General features: G+C 62.2%; 16 protein-coding genes. 1 reads left to right on the forward strand and 15 read right to left on the reverse strand.

Translation table 11 applies throughout. The features are described from left to right. Nucleotides 1-8: 8 nt before the first annotated feature. The 9 genes from Pan216_RS22255 to proS form a co-directional block, all read right to left on the reverse strand. On the reverse strand, nucleotides 9-1364 hold the full coding sequence (locus tag Pan216_RS22255) for a beta-ketoacyl-[acyl-carrier-protein] synthase family protein (RefSeq protein WP_419192848.1): 1356 nt from the start codon (nucleotides 1362-1364) through the stop codon (nucleotides 9-11). A 404-nt stretch (nucleotides 1365-1768) separates the two neighbouring features. Beyond that, nucleotides 1769-3151, reverse strand: a complete 1383-nt coding sequence (locus Pan216_RS22260; RefSeq protein WP_145261515.1) for a phosphomannomutase/phosphoglucomutase — start codon at nucleotides 3149-3151, stop codon at nucleotides 1769-1771. A 901-nt stretch (nucleotides 3152-4052) separates the two neighbouring features. Then, entirely contained in the window at nucleotides 4053-4682 is a 630-nt protein-coding gene (gene purN, locus Pan216_RS22265) for a phosphoribosylglycinamide formyltransferase (protein WP_145261517.1), read from the reverse strand. Between the two features lie 896 nt (nucleotides 4683-5578). Continuing rightward, the gene (locus Pan216_RS22270; RefSeq protein WP_145261519.1) at nucleotides 5579-6013 is read right to left on the reverse strand and encodes a TPR end-of-group domain-containing protein; all 435 of its coding nucleotides are present in this window, start codon (nucleotides 6011-6013) and stop codon (nucleotides 5579-5581) included. Between the two features lie 402 nt (nucleotides 6014-6415). Then, nucleotides 6416-7339: a metallophosphoesterase gene (locus Pan216_RS22275; protein ID WP_145261521.1), complete on the reverse strand. Its 924-nt coding sequence runs from the start codon at nucleotides 7337-7339 to the stop codon at nucleotides 6416-6418. 209 nt (nucleotides 7340-7548) lie between these two features. Continuing rightward, nucleotides 7549-7938, reverse strand: a complete 390-nt coding sequence (locus tag Pan216_RS22280) for a DNA primase (protein WP_145261523.1) — start codon at nucleotides 7936-7938, stop codon at nucleotides 7549-7551. A gap of 199 nt (nucleotides 7939-8137) precedes the next feature. Then, nucleotides 8138-9688, reverse strand: coding sequence for a hypothetical protein (locus tag Pan216_RS22285; RefSeq protein ID WP_145261525.1), 1551 nt, complete (start codon nucleotides 9686-9688; stop codon nucleotides 8138-8140). After that, the gene (gene glgC / locus Pan216_RS22290; protein ID WP_145261527.1) at nucleotides 9685-10947 is read right to left on the reverse strand and encodes a glucose-1-phosphate adenylyltransferase; all 1263 of its coding nucleotides are present in this window, start codon (nucleotides 10945-10947) and stop codon (nucleotides 9685-9687) included. Before glgC ends, Pan216_RS22285 begins: the two co-directional genes overlap by 4 nt. Nucleotides 10948-11608: 661 nt before the next feature. After that, a complete protein-coding gene (gene proS, locus Pan216_RS22295; RefSeq protein ID WP_145261529.1) occupies nucleotides 11609-13120 on the reverse strand; it encodes a proline--tRNA ligase in 1512 nt (503 codons plus the stop codon). 410 nt (nucleotides 13121-13530) lie between these two features. Here proS and Pan216_RS22300 point away from each other — a divergent pair, with 410 nt between their 5' ends. After that, nucleotides 13531-14742, forward strand: coding sequence for an inositol-3-phosphate synthase (locus Pan216_RS22300; protein ID WP_145261531.1), 1212 nt, complete (start codon nucleotides 13531-13533; stop codon nucleotides 14740-14742). A gap of 789 nt (nucleotides 14743-15531) precedes the next feature. On the opposite strand, the gene Pan216_RS22305 is transcribed toward Pan216_RS22300, so the two are convergent. The 6 genes from Pan216_RS22305 to Pan216_RS22330 form a co-directional block, all read right to left on the reverse strand. Further along, nucleotides 15532-15930 carry an Hsp20/alpha crystallin family protein gene (locus tag Pan216_RS22305; RefSeq protein ID WP_419192849.1) on the reverse strand — a complete coding sequence of 133 codons (399 nt, stop codon included), beginning with the start codon at nucleotides 15928-15930 and terminating at the stop codon, nucleotides 15532-15534. 54 nt (nucleotides 15931-15984) lie between these two features. Then, nucleotides 15985-16437, reverse strand: a complete 453-nt coding sequence (locus Pan216_RS22310; RefSeq protein WP_419192850.1) for an Hsp20/alpha crystallin family protein — start codon at nucleotides 16435-16437, stop codon at nucleotides 15985-15987. Nucleotides 16438-16826: 389 nt separating this feature from the next. Next, nucleotides 16827-17264, reverse strand: coding sequence for a hypothetical protein (locus tag Pan216_RS22315; protein ID WP_145261536.1), 438 nt, complete (start codon nucleotides 17262-17264; stop codon nucleotides 16827-16829). A gap of 52 nt (nucleotides 17265-17316) precedes the next feature. Continuing rightward, on the reverse strand, nucleotides 17317-18246 hold the full coding sequence (locus Pan216_RS22320; RefSeq protein ID WP_145261538.1) for a DUF1559 family PulG-like putative transporter: 930 nt from the start codon (nucleotides 18244-18246) through the stop codon (nucleotides 17317-17319). 297 nt (nucleotides 18247-18543) lie between these two features. Next, a complete protein-coding gene (locus Pan216_RS22325; protein WP_419192851.1) occupies nucleotides 18544-19455 on the reverse strand; it encodes a DUF1559 domain-containing protein in 912 nt (303 codons plus the stop codon). A 265-nt stretch (nucleotides 19456-19720) separates the two neighbouring features. After that, a complete protein-coding gene (locus tag Pan216_RS22330) occupies nucleotides 19721-21391 on the reverse strand; it encodes a sigma-70 family RNA polymerase sigma factor (protein WP_145261542.1) in 1671 nt (556 codons plus the stop codon). Nucleotides 21392-21909: the final 518 nt, after the last annotated feature.

Raw genomic sequence — 21909 nt, forward strand, 5'->3', positions numbered from 1 at the left:
TGGACCGACTAGCTGCTTCCATCGCAACGACGCAACACCGCCGCGGCGATGTGCCCTCCGAACCCGATCGACGCCTTCAGCGCCGCCCGCATCGGCCGCGCAGTGCCGACGTGCGGGGTGTAGTCGAGGTCGCATTCCGGGTCGGGCCGGTCGAGGTTCAACGTCGGCGGCACGAACTGATGCTCGAGCGCCAACGCGGTCGCCGCGAGTTCGACGCTTCCCGCCGCCCCCAAGAGATGCCCGATCGCGGCCTTGGTCGCGGTGAGACGAAGTTCATCGGCGTGGTCCCCGAACGCTCCACGAATCCCAGCCGTTTCCCAAGGATCGTTCGCGGCCGTCGCGGTGCCGTGGCAGTTGATGTGCCCGACCTGCTCGGGAGCGAGCCCGGCATCGTCGAGGGTTTCGCGGATGCACTCGGTCAGCACCCCTGGGGAATCGCCAAGTTGGACCATCTCCGAGGGATCCGAGCAAGCCGACCAGCCCGCCAGCTCGACCCTCGCTCTTGCCTGGCGTTCGGCGCAAGACTCCTCCGACTCGAGCACGAACATCGCGGCCCCTTCTCCGACCGCGAAGCCCTGCCGATTGGCGGCAAAGGGCCGAACCGCGCGGTTTGGGTCCCCACCATCGACGGGAGCCAACACCCCAAGTCGACGATAGCTCCCCAGCAACATGGGTAAGAGCGATGCGTCGGCGCTTCCCGCCAAGACCCGGTCGCAGCGGCCCTCGGCAATCCAGGAAGCCCCCTGAATGACCGAAAGCAGCCCGGTCGCGCACGCGGCGACCATGCAATGCGAGGGGCCGCCGAGGTTGAATCGTTGGGCGAGCCTGACCGCGGGGGCGTCCGGCATGAAGGAGAACCAGAGCCGTGGATCGACGTAGCCCGTCTCCCGCATCCCGTCGAGGGCCGCGCCGACGGCCTCGAGGCTTCCCTTGCTATTGCCGATAGAACACCCGAATCGGTCATCGGGAAGGCTACGTCGGGACAATCCCGCGTCACCCATCGCCTCGTCGGCGGCCGTCATCGCGAGCATTTGCAGCCGATCGGGTTGATCGCCCGACTCGCCGGCCCACCCCATCGGGGCCTCCCCGGAGAGATCCTCGTTGGCACCTGCCGAACGGCGCGCGATCGGTAGCCGGTCGGCTTGTCCCTCGACGAGAGCGCCAACAGGAACCGGTTCGGGAACGCTCAGTGCCTCCACGGGGGCTCCGAGGGTGGTGTACGTTCCGTCGGCGAGTTCGTGGTCGACCCTGCGAACCGCCCCCGCTCCGTCGCGAAGTCCACGCCAGGTCGCGTCGCGCGTCCGCCCGAGGGGCGAGATGATGCCGATTCCCGTCACCATGACGCGATGCCGTTTCGCTTTCACGCTCGCTCCCGCATTGGTTCCATCCTGCCATTCCGGCCCGTGACGTCCCGATGTCATCGGGGGGTGGGTTCGAACCCACGTGGTTTCATTCGGAGTTGGATCAAGCCCCACGTTTCTGGAAAGACCGTAGGTCAGGCCATTGCCTGACACGAACAGCTGTCGGCGGTCGTGGTGGGGCAAGACCCGCCCGACGATGCCGTCCGAGCTCCCCTCTCCCCGTGGGAGCCTCTTGTTCCCCTCTCCCCGTGGGAGAGTGAGCCTCTTGTTCCCCTCTCCCCGTGGGAGAGTGAGCCTCTTGTTCCCCTCTCCCCGTGGGAGAGGGGTTGGGGGTGAGGGGGTTCATCTTCGCGAATCACCCACAGGCCCACCCTACTTGAACAGCATTCCGTTCGGAGAATCAAGGGCTAGTGCCCGCCGGTGGCCCGCTCGCCGAACTTGTTGAGCACGCCGAGAACTCGCTCGAAACCCTCGTCGCGTTTGGCGGCGGTATCGCCCTCGAGCGTCAGCCGCAATAGCGGCTCGGTGTTGCTCGGGCGAACGTTGAGCCACCAGTCGGGATAGTCGACGGAAACGCCGTCGAGTTCGTCCTGGGTTCCGTCGGAGAAGGTCTCCTTGATCGCCGCCAGGGCCCCCTCTTTGTCGTCGATCTTGAAGTTGACCTCGCCGGTGTGGAAGTACTTCTTCATTGGGGCCAGCAGTTCGGAGATCGGCTTGCCGGTCGCGCTGAGGATGTTCAGCAGCTTGACCGTCGCGACGAGGGCCGAGTCGGCGAAGTAGGTCTCTTTGTCGTGAAGCTGGAAGTAGTAGTGGCCCGAAAGCTCGCCACCGCAGATCGCGTTCTCGCGCCGCATGAGCTGCTTCATGTGCGAGTGACCGACGCGAGCCCGGAAGGGAACGCCGCCAGCCTGCTCGATGACTTCCGCCACGACCTTGCTGGAGCGAAGATCGTAGGTCGCGGCCCGTCCAGGATTGCCGGCGAGTTCGAACTGGGCCAAGAGGGCCGTGATCATGTCGCAGCCGACAATCTCGCCCTGATCGTCGACGATCGCGACGCGGTCGGCGTCACCGTCGTAGCAGAATCCGATCGCCGCGCCACTCGCTTTGACGAGCTTGCGGACATCGTCGAGATTCTCGGCCTTGAGCGGATCGGCCTCGTGGTTGGGAAAGGTGCCGTCGGGATCGAGGAAGATCCCCTCGAGCTGGCACGGCAGTCGATCGAAGAGAGCGGGAAGATATTTGCCGGCCATGCCGTTGGAAGCGTCGGCCGCGATCCGAAGCGGCTTGAGATCCTTCGCCAAACCGACAAGGAAGTCGAGGTACGCGTCGGTCAAGTCGATCGACTTCAGTTCGCCCGAGGACGTCTCCGGCACTGTGTCGTCGAGCATCGTCTCGACCTGACCAAGTCCGGTGTCCTTGGAGATCGGAATCGCCAGCTCGCGACTGACCTTGAACCCGATGTATTGGGGTGGGTTGTGGGAGGCGGTGACCATGATGCCGCCGTCCGCACCCAGACGCTGGATCGCGAAGTAGGTGCACGGCGTCGTCACCATACCGATATCGGTCACGTCGTGACCGCGCGAGCGAAGCCCCTCGATGAATGACGCCGACATCTCCGGAGCGCTCGTGCGCATATCCCGGCCGACGACGATGTGGAGCTTGTCCTTGCCGGCGTTCTCCGGAAGGTCGGCGTAGTACTTGCCGAGCGCGGCGCCGATCTTTCGAGCCATCGCGGCGTCGAGTTCGTTCGGGTAAACCCCACGAATGTCGTAACTCTTGAAGACCCCCATCAATCCCTCCCAGCGCTAGTAGTCGCCCTCATGGCGGCGTTTTCTTGGGGGTCATGATATGAACAAGCCGGGCGAATGGACGGGCGGCGACAGGCTTTCCGCATCTCTCCGGCAAGCCTGCCGGGCACCGTCGCGTCAAGCGGCCGTCGGCCCGCTAGCCGCTCCCGACAAGCCGTCCCATCGGCACGATCAAACCTTCAGCGTGAGAGATGAAAGGGGATCCCAGACGCTGAGAAGCCGGAAGACCGTCTCGGCCCGGGTATCTGGAATTCCTCACCTCTCCTTGGGGTGAGGTCGGCGAACGCAATGAATCGGGTGAGGGAGTGTCTGGCTCGGAAAATCAAGGGTGATTCGCGAAGACGAACCCCCTCACCCCTAGCCCCTCTCCCACGGGGAGAGGGGAACAAGAGACGGCTAGCACCGGTTGCTTCGCTACCGGTGCGGCGCAGCCGCAAGAAGTCTCGGATGACGCGAACCTCGACCGATCAATCGTGAGTTTGCTCTGGGCCTCTTGGTCGCGGCACGTCCCCAGTTTGGCAAGGAAAGTCGAGAGGAGACGTCGTTGCAACGGCTCTACTCTCCACTTTCTCCCTCCCACTCTTCTCACCAGGCTAGCGCCGGTTGCTTCGCTACCAACTTTCTGACGGCTAGCACCGGTTGCTTCGCTACCGGTGCGGCGCAGCCGCAAGAAGTCTCGGATGACGCGAACCTCGACCGGCCAATCGTCCTGGTAAATCTCCAACACGACGCGTGCGCTGATGGGCGAGCAATAGGCGCCGAACCGGATCGAGTCTTCGGGACGACCGCGGATGGAAGTTCTTCCCGAGACCTCTTGCCGACTGCGTCGGCCTAGGTTGCATCAACCTCGGCGATCCGAAGCAGGCGAAGCGTTCGTGGTGGGTCAAGAACCGCCCGACGGGTCTCGGCGAACGCGGACGCGGCCGTCCTCAACCGAAAGTCGGCCCTCGGCGAAGAGCTGGATCGCCTGCGGAAAGGCCTCGCACTCGGCCTCGAAGACGCGCTGCTGAAGCGACTCGGGCGTGTCTCCCTCAAGGACGGGAACGACCCGCTGGAGGACGATCGGCCCGTGGTCGTACTCGTGATTGTCCGCGAAGTGGACCGTGCAGCCGGAGACTTTGCAGCCCCGCTCAAGCACGCCGGCATGAACTCGGGAACCGTAGTAGCCGTGACCGCAGAAGGCGGGGATCAGCGAGGGGTGGATATTCATTACCTTGCCGACGAAGTCGTCGGGGATCTTGACGAACCTCAGGAAGCCGGCGAGAACGACGAGATCGACATTCGCCTCGCGGCAGATTTGAAAGACCTTCGCCCCCAGTTCCTCGTCGGCGTCCTTGTCAACGACGTGAGCGGGCAGGTTGGCAAGTTCGGCAAGGTTGAGCGCGAGGACGTTCGGGCGGTTGGAGATGACGACCGCCACCTCGGCATCGAGCTGCCCCTCGTTGATGCGATCGAGCAAGTTCGCGAGTGTCGTCCCACGTCCCGAAACCAACACCGCCAACCGAATAGCCACGCCTTCACACCTCCGCGAGAGACGGTCCCTACGTCCAAGATCCGATGGGAGGATGATACAACTTCGGCGTCATCCCGAAACACCCTGGTCCGAGCCCGATCCGGATTCGGAATGTTGACTGGAGGTGTGGGTACCTCATCGGTTGCTTCGCGACGTCAACTCTTTGGGTGGTCTCGGTTGCTTGTCAATCGAGGTGGCGAAGCCACAAGAGGCTTCGGAGGAGCCGGAAGACCGTAGGTCAGGCCATTGCCTGACGCGAACGACGGTTGGCCTTCGTGGTGGGTCAAGAACCACCCAACGTCCTCTTGGGTTCCCCTCTCCCCGCGGGAGAATGAGCCTCTTATTCCCCTCTCCCCGCGGGAGAATGAGCCTCTTATTCCCCTCTCCCCGTGGGAGAGGGGTTAGGGGTGAGGGGGTTTCCATACGGCAAAGCGTCGCGAGATTCCGGGCGTTCCATCCCCTCACCCGGCTCGCTTCGCTCGCCGACCTCTCCCCATGGGAGAGGTGAAAACCGCCTGACAATCCGACCCGTAGGTCAGGCCATTGCCTGACGCGAACGACGGTTGGCCTTCGTGGTGGGTCAAGAACCACCCAACGTCCTCTTGGGTTCCCCTCTCCCCGTGGGAGAATGAGCCTCTTATTCCCCTCTCCCTGTGGGAGAGGGGTTAGGGGTGAGGGGGTTTCCATACGGCAAAGCGTCGCGAGATTCCGGGCGTTCCATCCCCTCACCCGGCTCGCTTCGCTCGCCGACCTCTCCCCCTGGGAGAGGTGAAAACCGCCTGACTCTAAAACACGACGCGTCCGCTGATTTGCGGGCAATAGGCGCTGAACCGGAACAGGCGAAGCGTTCGAGGCCCACCTGACGGAGAGTCAGTCGAGGCCCACCTGACGGAGAGTCAGTCGAGGCCGTGGGTCTCGAGGATTTCGCGGAAGGCGGGATCGCGACGGACTGAATCGAGGTCCTGATCCTCGAAGAGATAGACCAGGTCGTCGTAGCCGTACTCGAAAGAACGCCGTAGCGCCTCGCAAGACTCGGCGATCATGTCGAGACGGGCGAAGCTACAGGCGAGGTTGTAGTACGCGACCGGATCGCCCGGGGAGAGCCGGACGAGCCGACGGTCGAGCTCGAGCGTCTGCTCGTACTCCCCGCGAGCGGCCAAGTTCGACGCCATCACGCGGAGGATATCGAGCTGATCGGGATGCGAATCCAAAATTCCCCCGAAGAACTCGATCTCGAACTCAAGCTGCGTCTGGCCGGCCCATCGCTGGGGGACTCTCGGGGTCAGTTCCGCTCCGAACTCGTATTCGGGCGTGTTTCCACTCATCGACATTGCGGCTCCCGTGGGAGGGGTCGTTCGCTCCACCTCGGCGTTGGGATCGATCGCGTCCTCGAGAGCCCAAAAGCCGAGCAAGGCTCGGCCGACATCACCCGTTCCCGCGGAGTGAATGTCGATGGCACGTCACGTTCGCGGTGAACGCGATGTGTCAGGCTCCTCAATTCATCGATCAAGCACACTGGTCCGACGTCACGCCTGAGTTGGTGTAACCCCAACGCTCCGGCACGGGCTGACAAGCAACCCGTGGCCCCCGACCACTTCGCTGGACCGGGGCACCAGGTTCCCTCTCGCGAGGTTGTTCTCAACGTCTCCGAGTATAGAGGGGGGGATTGGCCTCGAACAAGCCGAGTCACGTCCAAAGGTGAAATTGGATCGGATTTCTCGCTGCTACGTCGATTACAAAGCGCCCAGGTTTGCCCGGACCAAACGCATGACCGCGACTTCCGGACGGACGCGAAATCGGAACCGCACCGTGTAGCCGATCCCCTTGTTCACGTAAAGGAAGCCACCTTGGTGGTAATACAGCCCCGCCGCGTACCCTTTCATCTTGCGGCTGAGCATCGGACGTCCCCAACCGGGCACGTCGATCTGGCCGCCGTGGGTGTGGCCACTGAGCATGAGGTCGCAGCGAAGAGTCTCCAACTGCTCGATCGTTGTCGGGTTGTGGGCGAGCACGACTCGTGGTGTTTCGGAATCGAGTCCCGCGAGCGCTTGCCGTAAATCGGCTTCCCGGCTCCAGAGATCGGCGACCCCCGCGACCGCGAGCGGTGCCCCCTCCTTGGCGACGATCCGGTGCTCGTTGTGCAGTACGGGAATGCCGTAGTCTTCCAGGGATTTTCGGACCCGCTCGGCAAGACCGCGATGAAGACGAAGCCCGGAGGCGTTGCGCACCGCGTAGTCGTGATTGCCCAGGACGGCGTAGACGCCCAGGGGCGCCGAGAGTTTCGAAAGCATCTCGGCGACCGGATCGACGTGACGAAAGCCGCCTTGGACGAAGTCGCCGGTCAACGCGATCAGGTCGCAGGCCTGTTGCTGGCCGAGATCAACCGCTTGGCGAATGTGACGTTTGGCGACGCGGTCGCCGAGGTGAAAGTCGGTGAGATGGAGAATGCTGACGCCGTCGAGGCGTTCGTCGAGATGCGGGATGGGTAGTTCGAAGACATTGGTTTCGAGCCAGACCGGCTCGACTTGATGGCTGTAGACGATCCGTGCCCAGTTGCGTCCGATCCAGTGAGTGATCTTGCGGCGTTTCAGAGGGACACCATCTGTTGAGATCGACTCCCTAAGGGCGAGGGAGCGTCCTTTGGCACTGGCCGACAAGCAGCCCGTGGCCCCCTAGCAGCCCGCTGATTTAAGCGGGCCAAGGCGAGAACGAGCGATGTCGACCAAGATCAAGGAGAAGACACGCAGGCGAATCCGTAGATTCGCCGAGGTTCGTCAACGCGGAGATTGGTCAAAAGGGCCGTTCGCAGCTGGCAGTGAATAGATCAACGGGCTGCTTGACTCTCGTTGGCCCGAGGCTCCTAGACCTAGTCCGCGTCCTCATCGTAGTAGTCTTCGTAGTCGTCGTCGTAGTCGTCGTCGTACTGATCGAAGTCGTCGCCCTCTTCCTCCTCGTCTTCGAAGAGATCGTCTTCGTCCTCATAGTCGTCGAGGTCGTCGAGATCGTCGTCCATGTCGAGGTCGTCATCGTCGTCATCGTCGTCGTCCTCGAACCGATCGTCCTCGTCGTCAGCGAGCCCATCGTCGTCGTCAGCGTCGAGACCGCCACCGCCGCCGAGAGTCTCGCCCTCCTCTTCATCCTGGCTCTCCTCGACATCGTCATCGTCGATGCGAACGACGATGAGAGTGGGAACGATCCATTCCAACTCCGGCGCGTCGCCTGCTGGACTCTCGCATTGGTCGACCAATCCTGGCATTTCGACAACCCCGCATGTGGACATCAAGACGAGCTGCTCGCGATCGTTGATTCCGTGAAGAAGAACTATTTTGGCCATGTCCTATGGAAGCGAGAAAAGTGCGTCAACGCCCCGACAGGGTGAGGTCCCTGTCTGGCAAGTCCGAAACGCCCCGCGTCCCGACAACCTCTCGCCCCACTCCGAGAGGCCTCGCACGCCATCAACGGGAGAGCGTCACCGGTAAGAGCGGCTCGACCATCGACACCAAGATCATCGCCATCACCACCTCCCCGGCGAGCAGCCAACACCATCGTCCGTGTCCCGGCTCGAGATCCCCCAAGCCCCCCTGCCCCCCGAAACCGGCAACCACCCGCGCCGCGGGAACGCACGCGAACGGTGCCAAAAAGATCCAAAGCCGTGCCACCTCGCTCAAGTTGCGACCACTGAAGTTCAGGGCCATCAGCGTCACCACCCATCCGACATGGACCCATTCCCGACCCTTCCACGTCGAACGTGCCCCAATCCCCGCCAGCGCCGGCAACAAGAGACACGGCCCCGTCACGGCGGCGAACTCCACCAGATTGACCACGACCCACGTCGCATAGCTCCGCGGCATCGCTTCGTAAAACCCGGCGTGCTTGGAGAGATTCTGTCGCCACACCGCGATCAAGTCGAGATCCCACCACCATCCAAAGAGGACAATCGGCACGAGCACCCCCAGCAGACCTCCCGCGCCCTCGGCGAGCCAACGGGACTTGGAAGCACTCGACGAAAGTCGTCCCAAATGGACCAGCCCGACGATCGGCACGATTGCCAGGAACGCCAAACTGAGCATCAGCCCGAGCCAGAGCACGACGCCTCCCGCGAACGCCCGCGCGACGCCCCAACGTCCATCTCCTCGCGGCCATAGCACCACCACCGCGATCGCGATCAGTGGATAGAGGCAGTCACTCTTGGGAAGAAAGAGGAGCACCGACGGCACCAACGGCCATATGCACGCCGCCCGCCAAGCGATCGCCCGCGACCCGCTCGCGCAGCCCAGCGCGAAGATGCCAAGCGTCGTGGCGAGCGAGAGCAGCCAGGTCCCCATCGCGAGCAAGGACGCCGCGGTGACCAGACGGGCCGACGCCCGTTCCCGATCGCCTAGTAGAAGAAAGCCGTCGCGCAACCGTCTCGGTGTCCACCCGGGAAGCGTCCGCTCGAGCCAGGGATTGGCGGCGGCGAGGTCGAGCGTCCAGCGGCTGACGATGATCAGTCCCGGCGGGTGCGTCCCCATGTGGAAGGGGCCCTGGCGGGCGAGCCACGCTTGGTAGTTCGCGACGAAGTCCCCCAAATCGTCGAGTTGGTGGGCCTCCTCAAGGTAGCCGCTGGTCGCGTGGGAGGTGAGGACCAAGGGCCAACGTTCGAGCCCGACGCCTTGGGGCGGTAGTTCGAGTAGCGCCCACTGCGTCAGCCCTCCCGCAATCAGGAGCACCGGCAGCGCTGCCCAGAGGACGCGGGCGCCGACGCGTTGAAGCGCCATCTCGCCAAGAACCGCGACGACGAGATAGCCCGCCGCGACGAGCGACGCCACCAGGAGGGAGAAGACGGAGGGATCCGACGGCATCCGGTTCCAGGTCCACTCGCCCAGGACGCCGAGGGGAACGTCGCGATCGAGCACCAGTACCGCCAGGACCGCCGTCGTCACCAGCGGCCCGACGACGTAGAGGAGCCACCTCCCCCAGTCGGCTCGTGGCGAAATCGCGGGGGGCGCGCCGGCCGCCTCGCTCATCGATGGACGCCCCTGCCGAGTGGGGCGTCGGCGTCGACATTCTCCCCCTTCGCGATGACGACGACGCCTTCCTCGCTGATGGTGAACCCGCGGGCGCGGTCGATTTCGTGGTCGTAGCCGATGTGGACACGGGGGGGGATCGTGACCCCTTTGTCGATGATCGTCTTGCGGATGCGGGCGTGTCGGCCGATCGAGACCCCCTCAAAGACGATGGAATCCTCGACCAGGGCGAAGCTATTGACGCGCACCTTTCGCGCGATGATGCAACGGTGAACGTGCCCGCCACTGATGATCGACCCGGAGCAGACCAGACTGTCGGTCGCCTCGCCCCGGCGAACATCGGCCCCGATCCCGGGCTCCCCGAAAACAAACTTCGGCGGCGGGTCCGAACGCGGCGCCGAGCGGATCGGCCAGGTCGTGTCGTAGAGGTTCAGGTCGGGATCGACGTGAATCAGGTCCATGTTGGCGTGAAAGTAGCTGTCGATCGTCCCGACATCGCGCCAATAAGCCGACGCCTTGCGGTTCTCGTCCTGGAAGGGGTAGGCGTAGACGTTGCCGTCCTCGATCATCTTTGGGATGACGTTCTTGCCGAAATCGTGGCTGCTGCCGGGGGCGCCGGCGTCTTCGCAAAGCCGGTCGTACATCTCGCGGGTGCGAAAAACGTAGATCCCCATCGACGCGAGAGCCTGGCCATTGCGGCAAGGGGTCGACTGGGTGTCCTTGGGTTTCTCCACAAAACCGGTGACGCGCGAATCGGCGTCGATCTCCATAATCCCAAAATGACGAGCCTGGTCCAGCGAGACCGGCAGACACGCGATCGTCAGGTCGGCGTCGCGCTCGCGGTGGGCGTTGATCATCGTGCGAAAATTCATCTTGTAGATGTGGTCGCCGCTGAGGACCAGGACGTCGCGGGGGTTTTCCTGCTCGATGGCATAAATGTTCTGGTAGATCGCATCGGCGGTCCCCTGGTACCACTGCTCGTGGATGCGCTGTTGGGGCGGGACAACGTCGACGTACTCCCCGAGATCGCGGTAGAGGAAGTGCCAACCCGAGTTGATGTGGCGATCGAGGCTCAGCATCTTGTACTGGGTCAGGACGAGGATACGCCGCAGGCCGCTGTTGATGCAGTTGGAGAGGGCGAAATCGATGATCCGGTACTGCCCCCCGAAGGGGACCGCCGGCTTGGCCCGATCTCGCGTCAATGGTTCCAGGCGACTTCCTCGTCCCCCGGCCAGAATCATCGTCAGCACATCCTGCATCGCCAATCCTCGGCAACCCGATCGCGTGGTGACCCGCTAAGGACCATCTTCCGAATCCCGAACCAGATTGCCAAGGGGGGAAGAGAGAGAGGAGACTTGAGAGAGTTGAGAGGAGACGTCGTTGCAACGGCTCTACTCTCCACTTTCTCCCTCCCACTCTCTCACCAGGCTAGCACCGGTTGCTTCGCTACCAACTTTCTGACGGCTAGCACCGGTTGCTTCGCTACCAACTTTCTGACGGCTAGCACCGGTTGCTTCGCTACCGGTGCGGCGCAGCCGCAAGAAGTCTCGGATGACGCGAACCTCGACCGATCAATCGTGAGTTTACTCTGGGCCTCTTGGTCACGGCACGTCCTCAGATTGGCAAGGAGACTTGAGAGGAGACGTCGTTGCAACGGCTCTACTCTCCACTTTCTCCCTCCCACTCTCTCACCAGGCTAGCACCGGTTGCTTCGCTATCAACTTTCTGACGGCTAGCACCGGTTGCTTCGCTACCGGTGCGGCGCAGCCGCAAGAAGTCTCGGATGACGCGAACCTCGACCGATCAATCGTGAGTTTGCTCTGGGCCTCTTGGTCGCGGCACGTCCTCAGATTGGCAAGGAGACTTGAGAGGAGACGTCGTTGCAACGGCTCTACTCTCCACTTTCTCCCTCCCACTCTCTCAATACGCCTTGGCGTAGATCACGCGTTTGGCGCTCGGCTTGCCGGTGATGAGGCACTGGCCGGGCTCCTCGTCGCCGTCGAGCGGGATGCAGCGAACGGTGAGCTTCATCTTCTTGAGCGTCTCGGTCACGGCGGGATCGTCGGCCCAGTGGCCGTAGGCGAATCCACCTTCGAAACCCTCCTTCACCGGAGCGAAGTACTCCTCGAGTTCCTTGAGCGAGTCGACCTTGGTCGTCGCCGCGTCGCGGAAGGAGGTGGCACGTTCGAGAAGCGTCTTCTGGATCTCCTCGAGGATCGAGCCGACCGAGGCGACGAATTCGGGTCGCTTCATCGAGGTCTTCTCCTTGGGCGACAAGTCGCGCCGCCCCATGAAGACCGCATCCCCCTCGACATCACGCGGGCCGACTTCGAGCCTGATCGGAACGCCTCGCTTGATGTGGAACCAGTTCTTCTCCCCGCCACGCATGTCGCGGTCGTCGAGTTCGACCTCGATCCGCTCGTCGGCGAAGCGTTGCGATTGAATCTCGTCGGCAAGCTTGCGGGCGTATTCGAGGACGCGGGCTTGTTCCTCGTCGTTGCGGTAGATCGGCAGAATGACGACATGCTTGGGGGCCAATCGCGGCGGCAGGATGAGTCCATCGTCGTCGGAGTGCGTCATGATCAGCGCGCCGATCAGCCGCGTCGAGACCCCCCACGAGGTCGTCCAGCCAAAAGTCTCCTGCCCGTCGGCATTGAGGAACTTGATCTCCTGGGCCTTGGAAAAGTTCTGGCCGAGGAAGTGCGACGTTCCCGCTTGCAGGGCCTTGTGGTCCTGCATCATCGCCTCGATGGTGAAGGTCGAGACCGCTCCTGGGAAACGCTCATCAGGCGTCTTTTCGCCCTTGATGACCGGGACGGCCATCACGTTGGCCGCGAAGTCGGCATAGACGTCGAGCATCATCCGCGTCTCTTCCATCGCCTCCTCGGCGGTGGCGTGCACGGTGTGCCCCTCCTGCCAGAGGAATTCGGCGGTGCGCAAGAAGACGCGCGGACGCATCTCCCAGCGAACGACGTTCGCCCACTGGTTGATCTTGATGGGGAGGTCGCGGTAGGACTGAACCCACTTGGCGTACATCGCGCCGATGATCGTTTCGCTGGTCGGCCGGACGATGAGCGGCTCCTCAAGCGGGCCGGCGGGGACGAGTCCTCCCTCGGGGTTGGGCTCGAGCCGGTGATGCGTGACAACGGCGCATTCCTTCGCGAATCCCTCGACGTGCTCGGCTTCCTTTTCGAGAAAGGACATCGGGATGAAGAGGGGGAAGTAGGCGTTGACGTGCCCGGTCTCCTTGAAGCGGCGATCGAGGATGCGCTGCATGTTCTCCCAGATCGCCCAGCCCCAGGGTTTGATCACCATGCAGCCGCGCGCGGGGGAGTTCTCGGCAAGGTCGGCCGCGCGGACGACTTGCTGGTACCACTCGGGATAGTCCTGGCCCCGGGTGGGACTGATCGCGTTTTGTTGTTTCTTCGCCATGATCCTTCCTTGTGTTCAATCGGTGCTGAGCAAGGTACCAGTCTGGGCGCTTCGTGCCAAGCGGGGGACTCGCGAGAGTGCCCACGGTGCAAAGCGTCGGGCGGGCGGGAGTTGCATCGCGATCGGTCAGTCGATTCCTCTTCTCGTCGGTGTGGGGAGAGTGCCCCGCTTGACCCACCCATCTCTAGTTGCGCGGGTCGTCCGGTCCGCAATCCGACCCCACTCGGCAAAAAAATCGGCCCCGAACGGACGCGGAACGGTCATAATAGAAGCGGAGCGAAGATGGCTTCGTGTTCGGGGACGGTCGGCCCGCGACCGATTTCTCCCGACCCACACGGCTTGGCTGAGGATGCGGTCCATGGGTGCGACCGCATGATGGCCGAATTTCCCTACTCGACAGAGATGAGAGAGTGACTGGACAACCAACACGCAAGGTTGGGCTTTGGCTGATCGGTGCTTTCGGCGGGGTCGGAACGACGATCTCCTTCGGCATCGCCTCCTTGGCCCGCGGACTGACCAATTCGACCTCGCTGGCGACGGAGTTGCCGAACTTCGCGGACCTCGGCTTTCTTCCCTTCGACCGAATCGTCGTCGGGGGGCACGACGTGCGCCGCTCGAGCCTCTTCACCGAAGCCCAGGCTCTTCACAAAAACTCCAATGTCTACGACGCCGAGGCGATCGCCGCCTGCGAGCCGGAGTTGAAGGCGTGGAGCGAGAATGTCCGCCCCGGGCTGCTCTCCGGCTCCGGCGCCCCAGTCGCCCAATTCGCCGACTGGACGACCTCGCAGACGGCCAGCACCCCGCTCGACATCGTCACGCGGCTCGCGGACGACTTGCGCGCCTTTGCGTCGCGGCAGAAGATCGACCATCTCATCGTCCTGAATGTCTCTTCATCGGAGCCGATGCCGACGGTCGGTCCCGAGCACGACACGTGGGCCAAGCTGGTCGCGAGCCTTTCCTCGCCGAACCCGCCGGTGATCCCGGCCAGTTCGCTCTACGGCTTGGCGGCCGCCGAAGTGGGAGCGAGCTACGTCAATTTCACGCCGTCGCTTGGTCTCGACACCCCCGCGCTAACGGAACGGGCGCGTGAGGCGGGAATGATCTATGCCGGCAAGGATGGGAAGACGGGCGAAACGCTGATGAAGGCGGTTCTTGCCCCGATGTTCGCACATCGTCACTGGAAAGTCATGTCCTGGGTCGGCCACAACATCCTCGGCAACCGCGACGGCAAGGTCCTGCAAGATCCCGCGAGCAAGGCGGGCAAGCTGACCTCCAAGTCGGAGCTCATCGGCGGAATCCTCGGCTATGAGCCGCAGACGCTCGTCTCGATCGAACACATCGAGTCGATGGGCGACTGGAAGACGGCCTGGGACCACATCCACTTCGAGGGCTTCCTCGGGACGAAGATGAGCCTGCAATTCATTTGGCAGGGTTGCGACTCGCTGCTCGCGGCGCCGTTGGCGATTGATTTGGTCCGCTGGACGGAGTTGGCCTATCGGCGTGGGGAGCGAGGCTGTCTGACGCATCTGGCGTGTTACTTCAAGTCGCCGCTGAACACGAAGGAGCAGGATTTCTTCCGTCAGTGGGACATGCTCGAAGCCTATGCCGCCCGATCGGTGTAGTGGAAAGAGTCGCCGCTTCTCCCGCATGCCCACGCGAGCGCGGGCATGGGTGTCCAGGGCTCCGTTGAAACAGAACGAAGAGCCCTCGCATCGAGCGAGGGCTTTTTTGTTGGAAGGGAGAAGAGTGCTCCCCCTTGGCATTCCTACGCTCCCCCTTGGCATTCCTACGCTCCCCCTTGGTTTTCCTGTGCTCCCCCTTGGTTTTCCTGTGCTCCACCTTGGCCAAGGGGGAGTTAGAGGGGGTCTCTTCCCCGTTGAACTCTACTTCCGGCCAGCACCGGTTGCTGTGCTACCGGTGCGGCGCAGCCGCAAGAAGTCGCGAATGACGTGCTGATCGCCGGTCAACATCGAACCCTCTTAGGGCCTCTTGGTCGCAAAGCGAACCCAGATTGGCGAGCAATCAACCCTTTCAACATCGGCTCGCGACGTGTTGAATAAGATGAGTCGGGTCGCAACGTCCCAAAGCTTCCGTCGCCACCTTCGGGGCTCGATCGAACCACATCTAAAACCAGGGGTTGAAACCCCAGGCTACTAACCGGCGCCGCTCCGCGGCTGATGTATTGCCGATCTTCGTCACTGATTTTCCCGGAATGGTGTCCCTTTCGGCGGTGGCACGGACTGCGGTCGCTGCGCTCCCTCCGTCCGTTCCACCCCCCGAAACCGAAGAAGAGGACGTGTCACCCATGTCCCCGAACACCTGTTACCCTTGACTCCGGCCCTTACCCCCCCTTGGGAAAGGGGGGATATGAAGAGGCTCCCCCTTTCCTCAAGGGGGAACCGAGGAGTGCATTACTCGGCCTTGACGGTGATCTTGCGCGGCTGGGCGACTTCGGGCTTGGGTAGCCGAACCGTCAACACACCATCGACATAGTTCGCCTCGATCTTGGAAGCGTCGATGTCCTGCCTGATATTGAACTGGCGGTGATAGTCGCCGACCCCGTACTCATTGACGAGGTACTTGGTCGATTCGTCTTGGCGGAGCGGAATCGACGCGCTGATCGTCAACGTCCCCTGCTCGTACTTGACGTCGATCGACGAGACGTCGGCCCCTGGGAGATCGGCGACGAGCGTGATCCCTTCGGCGGTTTCGACCACGTCGACATCGGGACGATAGGTCCAGCCACTGCGGGCGCGAACCTTGGGCTCCTGGCATTGAGCTTGCTCCAGAGAAGTCGATTCGTTGCTCATGTTCATCTCCTTTGATTCATTCGTTTCGATTCAACCGCTGAACGACCCGTCCACTCAGCCCGCGGAGACTTCGATCTTCCGGGGCTTGGCGGCTTCGGCCTTGGGCAACGTCAACGTTAAGATGCCGTTGACCAGCGACGCCTCGGCCTTGTCGGCATCGAGTTCGAGCGGAAGCTGCAACTTGCGTTCGATCTTGTCGGCAACGCGCTCGCGTCGGCCGGCGGTCACCTCTTCGCCGAATTCGATCTTGCGTTCGCCGGAGAGACTGACCTCGTTGCGATGGACGAGGATCTCGAGATCCTCGAGCTTCAGGCCGGGCAGTTCCGCCTCGACGTGGTAGCTGTTGTCATCTTCCCAGACACGTAGCGGGGTCGTTCCGCGCGAGCGTCCCAAGAGGGCCCGGCCGGCGGCGGGAGCCTGACTCAAGGCACCTTGGAAAAGCTCATCCATTTCCTTCTGGAACCGATTCCAGTCGGAGATTCCGTTGCGTAGCGCCAACATTCTCATGGCGTGTTCCTCCTTCGTGATTCCAGTGAACCGTTTGACCTCGTTCTTCGATCCTGCGACGCCCTAAGAGAAAAGCAACGGCAATGCCAAAAGAAAAGAAAGATGCAACAATCTATTTAACAAAGACTTACGTCATACACACGCTTTGCGACCACCTACAAAGACTGCCATAGTGGCACCTCCGGCAGCGACCGAGGATCATGGCGACAGGAAACGCCATAATGGCACCCTGTTTCGAGAGTGAGCGCGCATTGGGACCGTCGAGCATCCCGGCGGGGATGCTCGTGAGGGACTCGAAAGGAGAGACGAATCTAGTGACCTGTTCCAACTTGCCGTTGGTGTTGGTGCAACCCTGTCCCTTTGGCACTGGCTGACAGGCGGCCAGTGCACTAGACGTCGGAGCGCCGGCGTCGCTGGTTCTTGGCGGGCTCGCTCGCACTCTTGGGCACGTCGAAATCGATTGTCGTCGCCTCCTCGCCAATCGTCGCTTGCTCCTCGTAGCGACGAAAGAGCGGACGGCCATCGGGGAGTTCGTTGGCGGTGTCGGTCATGCCGTCATAGCCGGTGATGGTGACTTTGTGTTCGCCGGGGACAACCCCCATGCCCGCGACTTGGGTATCGAAGGCACCGTCCACGATGCGGATCGTCGTCGCCGGCCCGCTATTGCCCTTGGAGGCGTCGGGACGAAACATCAGAACGCCGGCGGGAACGGGTTTACCGTCAAACGTCACGGCGCCGGAAACGTCGTAGCGCGGTGGTCCCGCCGACTTCCCACCACAACCGGTGAGCAACGTTAGTCCAAGGAAACAGAGTGCGAGTCTCTTCATCGAATGCCACCGCTGAGGAGTAGAGCTTTAAAAAACATCGACCGGCGTCCCATCAATCGATGCGCCCGGTTTCGGTTCCGTCTCGACTTGCCGAGCCGAGATAGACGTTGAAGTCGACGGACTGACTGACGAAACGTCCGGACGCGTCGCCGAAGACAAAGTGGGCTCCGCCCTCGTGATTGCTCGTAAAGGCCATGTTGTTGAAGTCCGTGTCGGCGGGGACCGAGTTGATCGGTAATTCGACGCCCTTACAGCCCGCGAACCACGGGTCGGTATTCGTGCTAGGCGCCCCGCGAACCCAGTTGCGATAGCGAATACTGTTGCCCGCGATGTCGGGATTTTCGCGGGAGATTTCTCCCAACATGAGCGTGTGGCTCAGGCCGTCCTTGATGTTCGTCGGCCGAACGCTGCTATCGCGGTAGAGAACGCCGCCGGTCGCGAGCGCTCCGTGAACGCCACTGGTCGGACTTGAGGGATAGGCGCTCCCCGTCACCGGATGACTCCCGATCGGCCCGGCGACGCCGTAGTAGTTCGTCGTGTAAACGCGTTGTCCCCCGATGAGGTCATGGTCGTGCAGACCACGATCTTCCGAGGAGCTGGGACAGAGGAAGGTGCCGACTCGGACGAGTCCGTTCTCCGCTTTTCCGGCCAGCCTGTAGGAACCACTGCGGAAGTTGAACTTCGAGTAGAGCGACTCGCGGTCCATCAGGGGGAGAATCATCACGGTCCAGCCCAGTTCGTTCGCGGCAACGCTTCCCGGCGGCAAAACCTGGTGGTTGGAGATGTAGTTGTGTAGCGCGGTGCCGATTTGTTTCATGTTATTGAGGCACTGCGTGCGCCTCGCGGCCTCGCGTGCTTGCTGAACCGCCGGCAACAAGAGCCCGACCAACACCCCGATAATCGCGATCACCACCAGCAGTTCCACCAGCGTGAACCCGTGGCGCCGCATCGACAGATTCCCCATCAGCATGTCCCCCTGCATCGCGATTCGCCCTCGACCCAAGGATGTGGAGGTCGCGGCGGGTCGCTCTCAACGATGTGAATGAATTTGGCCGGGAGCGGCGAAGTGAATGAAGCCTGTCCCAGTCCCCCCCCCTGGCTCCACTAGATGGTAGCAAAGCCGTCGAGCGTTCGCCAGGTTCCTCAAACGAGGGGAAACAAGAAGGCTTACCGATTGGGCGCCAGAAACGCTCCAATGTGCGCAGGAATCGACGCGAAAGCGACCATGTTGATCCGATTCCGATCAAATTCGCGCCGATTTCGGATACGTTCCGTTCGCTCAGTGGATGCGTCCGGTCTCGCCGCCATCGCGGCTGGCCGACCCGAGAAAGACGTCGTAGTCGATGCTCTCGCTGACGAAACGAGCCGACGCGTCGCCGAAGATAAAGTGGGTTCCACCCTCGTGATTGCTGTTGAACGCGATGTTGTTGAAGTCGTTGTCGGCCGGCGCAGAGTTGATCGGCAACTCGACCCCTTTGCAACTCGCACACCAGGACCCTGACCCACCCGCGGTGCATCCACGAACCCAGGTTCGGTAGCGGATCGAATCGCCGCTGAGATCAGGATTGTTGCGGGAAATCTCTCCCAACAAAAAGGTATGCGAGAGCCCATCGGAAACGGACGAGAATCGCACACTGCTGTTGCGGTAAAGCATTCCATCGATCGCGAGATCGCCATGCGTCCCTCCCGGTTCCTTGACGGCATAGTCACTCCCGGTCACCGGGTTGGTCCCGATGGGGCCCATGACGGCGTAGTAGTTCGTCGTGTAGACGCGCTGCCCTCCCACGACATCGTCGCCGGCGAGCCCTTGGTGCTGGGACGAGCTCGGACAGAGAAAGGTCTCAATCCGGTTGAGGCTGTGTTCGATCTTGTTCGCCATCGTGTAGTGGCCGGCGGCGAAGCTGAACTGATCGTAGAGCGACGCGCGATCGATCATCGGCAGCACCAACACGTGCCACCCCATCTGAGTGGACGAGATCCCGCCAGGCGGCAGGACGTTGTGATTGGTGACGTAGTTGTGCAGAGCGGTGCCGAGCTGCTTTAGGTGGTTGATGCACTGAGTGCGCCGCGCGGCTTCCCGTGCTTGCTGCACCGCCGGCAGAAGCAGGGCCACCAAGATTCCAATAATGGCGATCACGACGAGTAGCTCAACGAGCGTGAACCCGGCGCGCCGGGACAATGACTTCCCCATGGAACCAGACTCCCCCCAATCGATGCGGTCACACCCAACACCGAACACGCGGCGGCCGGGTGAGATCAAATGTACGAAGTGCTTACAGGTGGCCCGCGGAGGAATTCGGTCACGATCGGTCCCCACCTCCACTGAAATTGTTCTACCAGCGCGAGCGGACGCAGAGCAAACGATTTGCGTCGAGATGGGCCTGAAAAACGACACCGCGGCGGACATTCCGAGGAACGCCCCGCCGCTGGTCGAATCAGGTTGTCGCGAGAACGACTTAGTTGAGAAACGCGAGGTCGAGTTTCGCCTCGGTCGCGTATTTGCGAAGCTTGTTGATCGCCCGCGCCTCGATCTGCCGGATCCGCTCCTTAGTGACGCCGAACTTGCTGCCGACCTGCTCGAGCGTCTGGGGGTTGATCCGGTCATCGAGCCCATAGCGGTAGATGATGACCTTGCGTTCGCGCTCATCGAGTCGGCTGAGGATGTTCTCGACCGCCGACTGCATCTGCTTGTGCGACGATTCGACTTCGTACTCATCGGCCCGATTGTCGGGCGTCAGCTCGAACGCCAGTTCCTGTCCCGTCAGGTAGCGGTCGCGATGACGATTCTCCGCGGGGATGGTCCGGGCGAAGTTCTTGATGATCGCCCAACTGGCATAGGTGCTGAACTTGAAGCCTCGGCTATAGTCGAACTTCTCGACCGCCCGCATCAGCGAAACGTTGCCGTCGGAGATGAGTTCGAACAGGTTCGCCGAAAGCCCCGCGTGACGCTTGGCGATCGAGACCACCAATCGGAGGTTGGCCCGCACCAATCGTCGCTTGATCTCATGTGCCTCGTCCTGAAGCGACTCGATCTCGTCCAACTCGCCTGCCTTGAGCTGATTGGGATCGAGATTCTCGCGTCGCAGCTTCGCTTGGTGCAGAAGATAGTTCATCTTCCGGAAGAGGTGCTGTTCCTGGTCGCGATTGAGCAGCGGCACCTCGTAGAGGCTCTGCAGGTACGGGGGCAGCCCCGCCGGCGGCCGGATCGCCCGCGTTTCGGGGTTCGGAGCCGGCTCCTCGCCGAGAATGACGTCCTGCTGCTCGGGATCGTCAAAGCTGTCGTGGTAGATGTAGTCGATCGGCTGCGCGACGACGCGATCGGCCCGCACCTCGTTGATGATGCGATAGATGCTCGAACGGGTGCGACGATACTTCGTCGAGAGCGCGTCGATGGAGATCCCACGTCGATAGGCGCTGTAGATCTTCCGCTTCGCGTCGTCGTCGAGCGGACTGCGCAGGGACGAGAAGATCGCGTCCTCGGGATGCTCGCGGTCGTGGTGCTTGATCGTGTAGCGAACCGTTTCCGGCGAGCGCGCCATCTCATCGGCGATCCGTCGACTCACTTCCGCCAACGTCGCCGACGAAGACTGGGCCATTTGCCGAGCCCGCTCGATGATCTGCTCGCGTTCGTCATCGGTGAGCTGGCTGAAGCGCGTGCCACGCTCGACATCGTCGGCATGAACCTCGACGAAACGATCGACGGAAGACTTCAGGAACCCAACCCGCTTGCGACCATCGACGAGGAACCGTCGGCTGACCAGTCCCCGGTCGCGCCAGCGATTGACGGTCTTGGTCGAGATGTTGAACTGTTGACTGATCTCCTCGACGGTCAGAACCGCTTCGCCGGCCTCCTCGGGCGTGATGTTGGCGCTGGAGGAGAGGTCTTCGATAAAGAGCCGCAAGTCGTGCTGGACGTCGGACGCCTCGAGCACCAAGTCGGGATACGAGTCGGGTCGGTACTGAGTCACTCGGAAGCAGACGTATTGGTAGGGGTAGTCCTTCCCCTCGACGACTTCGTGCAGAAGTTCCTCGGCACGGGCGAGCTGCGCGCTCTTCTGCTCTCGAGGAGCGAAGCGCACTTGCTGCTCGGTGAATTGCTTCATCGCGGGGTGACGGTACCGACTCATGCCATGCCTCCTGGGGCCCGGCGGAAATTGCTCTCCGCATGATTTAACCACGGAGATCACTCTCCGTTTCGTCCGATCAGCAAAAGAGCCCCCCTGCTGACCCGAACGTCGACTTGTTTGCTTTGGGCGGTCTCCCGGCGCCTCAAATTAGGACACCGGAAGGAAACAAAATGTTCTCCCAATCCGCATTCGTCCGGCCGGTCGCTTGCTTGGGTCTGGCGCCGGCCTTCGATCCAGCGCTCCGCTCCGTAGACTACTACGCACGAGCGGGGGCGTTGGTTGACGGGATGAGAGACGATTTGTTTCGTTTTGCCCTCCCAAGGCGTCGGACAAGAGTCGCACACGGCGCGCCAAAACCTCTCGACCGCGGCAGATTCGGCATTGACTTACCATAAACATAACACGCAAAAGACCTTACGGAGTCTTTAGACAAAAACGTTGCCGTTCTCATTTTCACCAAATTACCAACCGTCAATGCGAACATGACAGTTTGTGAATGGCAAACGGCCAACCTGATC

It is taken from the genome of Kolteria novifilia (assembly GCA_007748055.1).
GTDB classification, from domain to species: Bacteria; Planctomycetota; Planctomycetia; order Kolteriales; family Kolteriaceae; genus Kolteria; species Kolteria novifilia.